This is a genomic window from uncultured Thermus sp., assembly GCF_938010445.1.
Taxonomy (GTDB): domain Bacteria; phylum Deinococcota; class Deinococci; order Deinococcales; family Thermaceae; genus Thermus; species Thermus altitudinis.
The window spans coordinates 1-9104 of record NZ_CALLUR010000165.1; the positions used below are offsets into that span (position 1 = coordinate 1).

At 64.5% G+C, this 9104-nt stretch carries 9 protein-coding genes; 3 read left to right on the forward strand and 6 right to left on the reverse strand.

Annotated elements, in window-relative coordinates:
• The 5 genes from Q0693_RS09070 to glgC all read right to left on the reverse strand — a co-directional run.
• On the reverse strand, nt 1-243 hold a 243-nt coding region (locus Q0693_RS09070; protein WP_298630986.1), incomplete at its 3' end, for a glycogen/starch synthase.
• A gap of 265 nt (nt 244-508) precedes the next feature.
• Nucleotides 509-895 carry a gamma-glutamylcyclotransferase gene (locus tag Q0693_RS09075; RefSeq protein WP_298630989.1) on the reverse strand — a complete coding sequence of 129 codons (387 nt, stop codon included), beginning with the start codon at nt 893-895 and terminating at the stop codon, nt 509-511.
• Nucleotides 895-1569, reverse strand: coding sequence for a response regulator transcription factor (locus Q0693_RS09080; protein WP_243031106.1), 675 nt, complete (start codon nt 1567-1569; stop codon nt 895-897). The genes Q0693_RS09075 and Q0693_RS09080 overlap by 1 nt, the downstream gene beginning before the upstream one ends.
• A 27-nt stretch (nt 1570-1596) precedes the next feature.
• Nucleotides 1597-2283: a SagB/ThcOx family dehydrogenase gene (locus Q0693_RS09085; RefSeq protein ID WP_298630994.1), complete on the reverse strand. Its 687-nt coding sequence runs from the start codon at nt 2281-2283 to the stop codon at nt 1597-1599.
• 2 nt (nt 2284-2285) lie between these two features.
• Nucleotides 2286-3530, reverse strand: a complete 1245-nt coding sequence (glgC, locus tag Q0693_RS09090; RefSeq protein WP_243031103.1) for a glucose-1-phosphate adenylyltransferase — start codon at nt 3528-3530, stop codon at nt 2286-2288.
• 69 nt (nt 3531-3599) lie between these two features.
• On the opposite strand from glgC, the gene Q0693_RS09095 reads away from it, so the two are divergent.
• On the forward strand, nt 3600-5681 hold the full coding sequence (locus tag Q0693_RS09095; RefSeq protein WP_298630998.1) for an AAA family ATPase: 2082 nt from the start codon (nt 3600-3602) through the stop codon (nt 5679-5681).
• Between the two features lie 80 nt (nt 5682-5761).
• Here the strand turns inward: Q0693_RS09095 and Q0693_RS09100 are convergent, their stop codons facing one another.
• On the reverse strand, nt 5762-8071 hold the full coding sequence (locus tag Q0693_RS09100) for a penicillin acylase family protein (protein WP_298631001.1): 2310 nt from the start codon (nt 8069-8071) through the stop codon (nt 5762-5764).
• 52 nt (nt 8072-8123) lie between these two features.
• Here Q0693_RS09100 and Q0693_RS09105 point away from each other — a divergent pair, with 52 nt between their 5' ends.
• Complete coding sequence (locus tag Q0693_RS09105; protein ID WP_243031100.1) at nt 8124-8330, forward strand: CDGSH iron-sulfur domain-containing protein; 207 nt, start codon at nt 8124-8126, stop codon at nt 8328-8330.
• A 43-nt stretch (nt 8331-8373) separates the two neighbouring features.
• The coding region (locus Q0693_RS09110; protein WP_298631006.1) for an aldo/keto reductase at nt 8374-9104 on the forward strand (731 nt) is incomplete at its 3' end.

Below are 9104 nucleotides of genomic sequence, written 5' to 3' on the forward strand. Positions count from 1 at the left end.
CAGGAGGAAAAACCGCACCCCTCCCTCCACCCGCTCTCCCAAAGGGGCCCTTTCCTCCCGGCCCGCAAAGGTATAGGCCACCTCCCCTACCCCCTTGGCCCTAAGGCCCCGGTGCCAGGGAAGGAGGATGCTGGCCTCCACCCCCAAGGGCTTCAAGGCCTTGGGCAAGGCTCCCACCACATCCGCAAGCCCGCCCACCTTTGCCAGGGGGTAGGCCTCAGGGGCCACCATGAGGACCTTCATAGGCGCACTATACATGCCCGCGAGGCTCGCTTGGACCAAACCAAAGCCCCTCTACCCCGAAGGCTTAGTACCCTTTTGCGCCCCGCTTTTCCCCTGGTGTCGCCAAGATGAGGCCTGGCTGGGGCCCCGTGCAGTGAAGAACCGGTAGGGCATCCCCAAGGGCGCGGTACCCGATGCTTGGGAAAAGAAGCCCTTGGAAAGCACCCCGCCCAAGGCCGGCAAAAGGGCTTCCCCTCTAACCTGCGCTAGACGGGCAAGGCCCCGCCTAGGTGGAACCTGGGGAGTCGTGCCATTCCCCTTGGGGCACCAACACCGCCCCCTCGAGGTCCCCCAAATAGAGGTACGTCCAGGCCAAGAGGGGGCCCTCCTCCGTCTCCACCCGCACCTGCACCCGCCGGTACTCCATCCCCTCCTCCTCCAGCTCGTCCAAGAGGGAAAGGGCCTCCTCCGGCAAAAAGAGGACCTCCCCGTAGACCCTTCCCTCCCCAAGGACCATGCCAGGGTAAGGATAGGGACGGCCGGGCCCCTCCGCCAGGTGAAAAAGGCGAAAGCCCTCCACGTGCCCGGGCAGGACCTTCACCACCCGCCCCTCCACCAAGGGGTAGTTCCTTTCCCCGGGCCGCAGGGTGCCGTAGACGAACACCCGCTCCATCACTCGCCCAGGAAACGGTACCCCATCCCCACCACGGTTTCTATGAACCGGGGAGCCTGGGGGTTGTCCTTGAGCTTTTTACGCAAGAGGCGGATATAGGCGTCCACCACCCGCTCGGAGCCCTCAAAATCTGGCCCCCAAACCCTTTCCAAAAGTTCCTCCCGGGTGTACACCCTTCCCGGGGTCTGGGCCAGAACAAAGAGGAGGTTGGTTTCGGTGGCGGAAAGCTTCAAGGGCTGACCCTCCAGGTAGGCCTTCTTGGCCTCCAGGTCCAGCTCCAAGGGGCCAAAATGCCGCCTACCCTCCTTGCCGCTTCGGCGGAGAAGGGCCTTGATACGGGCCAAAAGTTCCTTAAGGGAGAAGGGCTTGCCCAGGTAGTCGTCCGCCCCCTCCAGAAGCCCCTCCACCCGGCTGTCCTCGTCGGCCTTACCGGTTAGGAGCAAAACCGGGAGCCAAGGGTCCAGGTCCCGCAAGGCCTTGAGGACCTCGAGGCCCTCCATATCGGGAAGCCCCCGGTCCAGGACCACCAGGTCCGGCTTGGCCCTATTCCAGACCTGATGCAAGGCCTCCCGGCCCGTGCGGGCCCAGTCCACCCCAAGCCCCTCCTTCTCCAAAAACCGCTTAACCAGCTCCCCCACTTGGGGATCGTCCTCCACCAAGAGAATCCTCGCCATAAGGCCTTCCCAAATACCCCGTCAATCCTAACGCCCCAAAATCACCACCGCTCCCGGATACTCCCCTTCCGGAAGCCGCAAGAGCCGGGCCACGCTCTCATCATAAAAGGTTTCCGCCGGGTAGGCGGCCAAACCCTGGCCCACCGCCGCCAAGAGGACCAGGCCCGCAGCATAGCCTGCCTCCAAAAGAGCATACCGGTACCCCCTTAGCCCAAACAAGGCCTCGCTCCGCTCCGGCACCAGGGTGAAGACTAAAAGGGCCGCCGCCTTCCCCAAATCCAGCCCCAAAAGGGCCTCCGACCAGGAGGCCTCCTCCACCTTGGCGGCAATCTGGAAGAGCTGGTGCTCCTTGGGGAAGTAATGGTACACCCCAGGGAACACCCCCTCCACCCGGCGCACCACCAAATACACCTCCAAGGGGTAAGCCTCCCCCGCCGAGGGAAACCCCCGCCTCCCCAAGCGCTCCGCCAAGGGATAGAGGACCTGAGAAAGGTCCTTCAGGGTAAGGGCCGAGCCCACCTCGGGCAAAAGGGGCCTAAGCTGGGAAAGCACCCGGAACAAAGGCGGTCCCCCCTCCTCCCGGAAGGGGGGCAGGGCCTGGGTTTCCAGGGGATTGGCGTAGACCTTGGCCTTGGGCTTCCGCTTTAGGGGAAGCTCCTCCCCCTGGGCAAGACGGGTAAGGCGGTAGAAAAGCTTACCCGGATGCTTCTCCATGGCTAAAAGCGGTAGCCCTTGGGCACCACCACCACCCCTTCCGGGGTAACGGTGAAGCCCCGGCCACGGTCGGCATCCAGGTCGTAGCCGATCTCGGTATGGGGAGGGATCTTCACGTCCTTGTCAATGATGGCGTTGCGGATCTTGCAGTAGCGGCCCACCTCCACGTCGTCAAAGAGGACGGAGCGCTCCACCAGGCTGTAGGAGTTCACCCGCACCCGGCGGAAGAGGACCGACTCCCGCACCGTGCCCCCGCTCACGATGACGCCCCCGGCCAGAAGGCTGTTCAGCGCCCGGCCCACCCGCTCCCCCGTTTCGTGCACGAACTTGGCAGGGGGGCTGAAGAGGTTGGCGGTCCTTAGGGGCCATTCGGGGTTGAAGAGGTCAAACTCGGGAATGACCTTGACCAGGTCCATGCTGGCCTCAAAGTAGGCGTCCAGGGTGCCCACATCCCGCCAGTACAGGTTGGGACCCTCCTGGCCGGGGATGGGGTTGCGGTGGAAATCATAGGCAAAGACCCTATACCCCTCCTTGAGGGCCCTGGGGATCACATCCTTGCCAAAGTCGTGGCTGGAGGCGGCCTCCTTGGCATCGGCCTCTAAGAGCTCAAAGAGGGCCTCGGTACGGAAGATGTAGTTGCCCATGGAGGCCAGGGCCAGGTGGGGCTTGTTGGGTAGGGGCTTGGGGCTTTTGGGCTTCTCCTGGAACTCGGTGATGCGCCAGTCCGGGTCCACCTGCAAAACCCCGAAGCGGCTGGCCTCCTCCACCGGCACGGGGTAGGCGGCGATGGTAATGTCGGCGCGTTTTTCGTAGTGGTACTCCACCATGTGGCGGATGTTCATCTTGAAGATGTGGTCCCCTCCGAAGATGGCCACCGCCTGGGGAGCATGGTTGTGTACCAGGTGCAGGTTCTGGTAGATGGCGTCGGCGGTGCCCCGGTACCAGACGGGGCCCAGCTCCTCATAGCGGTACATCTGGGCGGGCACCAAAAGGATGAAGTGGTCCTCCAAAAAAGCCCCGAAGCGCCAGTAGCGCTGGATGTGTTCGGTGAGGGACTGGGCCTTGAACTGGGTGAGCACGTAGATGGAGTAGATCCCGGAGTTCACGAAGTTATTAAGAACAAAGTCAATAATGCGGTACTTGGCCCCGAAGGGCACCGCCGGCTTGGCCCGCTTGGCGGTAAGGGGATAAAGGCGGCTTCCCTGCCCCCCCGCCAGGATCATCCCCAAAACCTCCACCTTCACCATGGAATCCCTCCTTTGCCCGCCAGTTTACCCCAAAGCCCGGGGGCAAACGTCCGGGTATAGTGGAGCCCGATGCGGGTCTTCCCCTTGCGCTGGTTCACCCCGCCCATACATCCTAAGCCCGCGCCCCTCTTCTTTGGCCAGGAGCGGGCTCTAAAGGCCCTCGAGGCCGCCTTCCGCCAGGGGGGGCACGGCTATTTGGTGGGGCCAAGCGGTCTAGGCAAGAGGAAACGCCTCCTCGCCCTCCTGGAAGGGCGCACCTTTCCCAAGGAAGAACTGGTCTACCTGCCCTTGGGGGAGGAGGCCTTTCCCCTTCTCCTCCCGGAGGGCCAGGGCCGGGCCCTGGTGGAAGGGGTGGAGGCCCTCCTTTCCGAGTTCACTCCCGCCCTCTTCCGGGAAAAGGGCTTCCTCTACGCCAAAAGCCTGGTGGAGGCCCGCTACGAGAAGGAGGCCGAAGCCCTACTGAAGGCCCTGGCCCAGGAGGCGGAGGGCTATGGGTTTGCCCTTTTGGAAGGCGAAGAGGGCCTGAGGCTTTCGGGCAAGGGTCCCTTGCCCCCGGAGCTTTCCGCCAAGCTGGAGGAAACCGTCTTGGCCTACGTGGACGTGCGCCAGCGCGCGGAGGCAGAGGTGGCCGCCTTGAGGCGGGGTTTTGCCGAGCGCTTCCTCCTGCCCAAGGCCCTGGAGTTGAAAGGGCGCTTTCCCCAGGCGGGACGGTACCTGGACTGGATCACGGAAACCCTTCTGCGGGCGGCGGCCCTCGAGGAAACCCCGGCCCTAGAAAGGCTCCTACCCCGCCTTCTGGTGGAGGGGGGAAGCCGGGTGGTCTACGAGCCTAACCCCAGTCCGGAAAGGCTTTTCGGCCACCTGGAGTACGAGATGCAAGAGGGCCACCTCTCCACCCACCTGGGGCTTTTGCGCCCCGGGGCCCTGCACCGGGCCACGGGGGGGGTTTTGGTCCTGGAGGCCCACCGGGTGTGGGAGCTGGGGAGCTATACCCTTTTGAAGCGGGCTCTGGCCACCAAGGAGGTGGAGCCCTTAGCCCCCAGGCCCGAGGTCAAGGGCCCCCGCCTCAAGCCCGCCCCCCTCGAGGCCCAGGTGTTTTTGGTGGGCCCCCCTGAGGTGATGGCCTTTTTGGAGGAAGACGAGGAGTTTTTGGAGCTATTCCCCTTCCGCGTGGAGTTTAGCCCGGAGATCCCCTACACCCAGGAGAACGTGGCCTACCTGGGGGGATTTTTAGAGGCCCAGGGGGTGGCCCTGACCCCCGAGGGTCTCTCCGCCCTGGCGGACGAGGCCCGGCGCTGGGCGGGGCACAAGGAGAGGCTGGATGCCCGGCTTTACCGCCTTTTGGACCTGGCCCAGGAAGCCCAGGCCTTCCGCCGTCCCCTGGACCGCCAAGCGGTGGAGGAAGCCATCCAGACCCGGGAAGAGCGGTTTGGCCTCGAGGAGGAGCTCTACCTCAAGGACCTGGAGGAGGGGGTGGTGGCCCTGGAGGTCCAGGGGATGCGGACCGGCGAGATCAACGGCCTGGTGGTGGTGGAAGGCCCCCTGCCCCAGGGGCGGCCGGTGCGCATCACCGCCCAGGCGGGCCCCGGGCGGGAAGGCATCCTCTCCATAGACCGGGAGGTGGGCCTGGGGGGGCAGGTCTTCCACAAGGCAGTCCTCACCCTGGCCGGCTACCTAAGGGGCACCTATGCCAGCCTGGGGGCTCTTTCCGCCACGGTGAGCCTGGTCTTTGAGCAAAGCTATGGGGGCATTGAAGGGGATTCCGCGGGGCTGGCGGAGCTTTTGGCGGTGCTTTCCGCCATCTCCGGGCTTCCCCTACGCCAGGACCTGGCGGTCACCGGCAGCCTGGACCAGACGGGCCGGGTGCTGGCCGTGGGCCGGGTGGCGGAGAAGGTGGAAGGGTTTTTCCGGGTCTGCTCCACCTTAGGGTTTACAGGGACCCAAGGGGTAGTCCTGCCCAAATCCAACCTTCCCCACCTGACCCTGCGCAAGGAGGTGGTGGAAGCGGTGGAGAAAGGGCGCTTCCACCTCTATGCGGTGGAAGGGGTGGACGAGGCCATTGAACTCCTCTTCGGGCGCAAGGCCTACTGGGTCCACGATAGGGTGCGGGAGGTGCTGGAGCATTTCCAGAAGCTAGAGAAGGAGGAGTGATCCCGTTTCTCGCCACATCGTGCTCCGTAGGGGCCCAAGGAGCGTGGCCCGAAAAGAGGATTGGCCGGGGTGGCCCAACCCTACCGCCCCGGCTCCAAAAGCAGAACCTTTTCCCTCTCCGCCCGGAAGGCCATGGAAAGGTAGCGGCCCTGGGCCCACCCGGGAAGGAGATCGGCGTAATGGGCGGATAGGAAATGCCCCGTCTGGCCCATGGGGTGGACGAAGAGGGAGGCTTCTGTCTGGGCAAGGTCCACGATTTGGCGGTAGCTGGGCCCGTGGCTCATGAGAAGGGTGGTGGGATCAAAGGGGCCCACGTTCACCGTGTACCGGTCGCCGCCGAAGGAAACCATCCTGTCGGTAAAGCGCTTCAAAGGGGTATGGGTGAGAACCGCATGGGGGAAGACCGCCCGGTGCACCGCCCCCCAGGAGCGCACCTTAAGGGCCTCCTTCCGGTCCAAAGCCCTCTCCAAGGCCAAGGCGGCAAAATCCAGGCAGGATTCCCGGTACTCGGTTTCCGGCTGGTCGCAGTTCTTGTCCCCCTCCTTAAGCGCCTTCAGGAGATACCGGGGCTCATCCCAAAAGGCTTCCCCCACCTCCTGGGCGGGCAGACGGGTGAGCTCCGTGTACCACAGGGCGAAGACCAAGGCCTCCTCCGAGTTCTGGCCCATCACCCCATCCCAGGCCAAAAGCCTCTCCCTCCAAGCCCGGCCCCTTTCGGAAAGGGGATTTAGAAGCTCCAAAACAGGACGGAAATCCCGGAAAAGCAGGCTTTTTTGGTCCTGCTGAACCGCCTGCATATCGGCGGGAGAAAGCTTTTCCTTGGCCAGGAGGAGCTCCCTTATGCGCTCTGCCCGATAGGGCTCGGCCCAGTCGTAGGTGAGGGCATAGGGAAAGCCCTCGGGGGTCACCTTGTTGTTGGCGGTGACGATAAGGCCCTCTTGGGGGTTCAGCACCTGGGGCCACTCCTCGGGCCGGCGGTAACCCTGCCAGTCCCACGCCCCATTGCCCGGCACCGGCACCATCCCGGTGTGCCCCTCCTTGCGGATGGGGAACTTCCCAGGAGCGATGTAGCCGATATTCCCCTCCACATCGGCATAGACGAAGTTTTGGCTGGGGGCGGAGTAGTGGCCTAGGGCGGCCACGAACTCCTGAAAGTTACGCGCCCGGTTGATCCCCAGATAGGCCATGAGGATATGGTCCTCCGCATCCAGGCTCACCCAGCGCAGGGCCATAGGGGTCTTAGGGGGGTCCTCCAGGGCGTCGGTGATCACGGGACCGTACAGGGTTTCCCGCACCTGGAGGGTCTCCTCCCTACCCCCCTTCACCCGGATGCGCTCCTCCCGCACCCGGTAGGGAAGGACCTGGCCCTGGTAGCGGTACCCCTGGCCCTCCACGTCCTCCAGGAGGTAGAGGTCCTGCACGTCCGCCCCCACGTTGGTAACGCCCCAAGCGATGCGGTCGTTGCGCCCGATCACGATACCGGGGACCCCGGGAAGGCTGGCCCCGATGACCTGGTAACCGGGGGCTTCCAGGGCCATGAGGAACCAGAGGCTTGGCGCCCCCAGGCGCAGGTGGGGGTCGTTAGCCAGAAGGGGCTTCCCCGTGGTGGTGCGGCTTCCCGCCACCACCCAGTTGTTGCTGGCCTCCATAAAGCGGGGCGGGGCCATCTGGAGAAGGGCTGCCGGGGCCTCTTCCCGGTTCAGGGGAAGCCTTAGGTCCTCGCCTTGGAGGACGGTGGGGGCCTCCTCGGGGTACGGGGGGAGAAGCTCAAGAAGCCTTTCCGGGCGGATCCCCCGGGCCAGGAGGCGATGGCGCAAAAGCTCCTCCTCCCAGTTGCCACTGAGGTCAAAGCTCATCATCTTGGCCCAGACCAGAACGTCGGGACCGGTCCAGGGCTCGGGGCGGAAAGCAAGGAGGCGGAACTCCGGGGGCAAGGGCGCCCCGCTTTGCAAGAAGGCGTTCACCCCGGCCACATAGGCGTCCACCGCCACTTTTTCCTCAGGGTAAAGCCTCTCGTAGGCCTCTTGGGCCGCCCGGTAAAAGCCCCAGGTCCGCAAGAAACGGTCCTGGGCCAAGGTGGCCTCCCCCAGCACCTCGGAAAGCCTTCCCTGGCCCACCCGCCTTTGGAACTCCATCTGCCAAAGCCTCTCCTGGGCGTGGACAAAGCCTTGGGCAAAGAAGAGATCCTCAAGGCTTTGGGCCCGGATGCGCACCACCCCCCTTCCATCCCGCCCCACCTCCACCGGGGCATCCAGGCCCTTTAGGGCCATACGCCCTTCCCCCTGAGGCAAAGAAGCCCGCAAGGTCACGTAGGCCCCCAAGGCCAAAAGGCCAAGGGCCGCAACCGCCAGGCCCAGAAGCCAGGCTAAAACCCGCAAGAGGCGTTTCATAGTTGGACCGAGCATACCACTTGGCCCAACGCCCAGGGTCTAAAATGGCCCCATGCGGCTCGAGTTCCTGGAAAACGGCCCCATCCGGCTAGAGGGAAAACGCTTCCGGATCCGGATAGGGGAAAGGGAGGAGGTCTTGGAAAGGCCCCGGGTTTTCCTGTGCCGCTGCGGGGGCTCGGCCAACAAGCCCTTCTGCGACGGCACCCACAAGGGGATCGGCTTCCAGGCCCCGGGTGGGGTGCTGGAGGTGGAGGACTGACCCACTGGTCACCGCCGGACCCCAGGGGTAAACTCAGGGGGCCATGGGCGAGATGCGCTACCGCAAGCTGGGCAAGTGGGGCCTCAAGGTTTCCGAGATCTCCCTAGGGGCCTGGGTCACCTTTGGGGATGTGGTGAAGGACAAGGAAACCATCCGGGAGATCGTGAGGATCGCTTACGAGGGCGGGATCAACTTCTTTGACAACGCCGATGTCTACGCCCGGGGCCTGGCGGAGGAGGTGATGGGGGAGGTGCTCTCAGAGTTTCCCCGGCACACCCTGGTCCTCTCCACCAAGGCCTATTGGCCCATGTCGGAGGATCCCAACGACCGGGGCCTAAGCCGCAAGCACCTTCTGGAAAGCATTACCCAAAGCTTAAAGCGCTTAGGGACCGACTACGTGGACCTCTTCTTCGCCCACCGCTATGACCCCGAGGTGCCCATGGAGGAAATCGTCTACGCCATGCACACCATCGTGGAGAAGGGCTATGCCCTTTATTGGGGTACCTCGGAGTGGCCCGCCGCCAGGATTGCTGAGGCAGTGACCTTCGCCCGGGAAAATGGCCTCCACCCGCCCGTGGTGGAGCAACCCCAGTACTCCATGCTCTACCGCGAGCGGGTGGAAGGGGAGATCCTCCCCGAAGCCCAGCGCTTCGGCATGGGCCTGGTGGTCTGGAGCCCCTTGGCCATGGGCATGCTCACCGGACGGTACGATGAAGGTATCCCGCCGGAAAGCCGCTTCGCCCGCTACCCCCAGTTCGCCGAGCGCTTCCTCAC

Coding starts and splice junctions, on each gene's coding strand:
- Q0693_RS09095 (WP_298630998.1), top strand. CDS start 3,600: ATGCGGGTCTTCCCCTTGCGCTGGTTCACCCCGCCCATACATCCTAAG.
- Q0693_RS09100 (WP_298631001.1), bottom strand. CDS start 8,071: ATGAAACGCCTCTTGCGGGTTTTAGCCTGGCTTCTGGGCCTGGCGGTT.
- Q0693_RS09085 (WP_298630994.1), bottom strand. CDS start 2,283: ATGGAGAAGCATCCGGGTAAGCTTTTCTACCGCCTTACCCGTCTTGCC.
- Q0693_RS09075 (WP_298630989.1), bottom strand. CDS start 895: ATGGAGCGGGTGTTCGTCTACGGCACCCTGCGGCCCGGGGAAAGGAAC.
- Q0693_RS09105 (WP_243031100.1), top strand. CDS start 8,124: ATGCGGCTCGAGTTCCTGGAAAACGGCCCCATCCGGCTAGAGGGAAAA.
- glgC (WP_243031103.1), bottom strand. CDS start 3,530: ATGGTGAAGGTGGAGGTTTTGGGGATGATCCTGGCGGGGGGGCAGGGA.
- Q0693_RS09080 (WP_243031106.1), bottom strand. CDS start 1,569: ATGGCGAGGATTCTCTTGGTGGAGGACGATCCCCAAGTGGGGGAGCTG.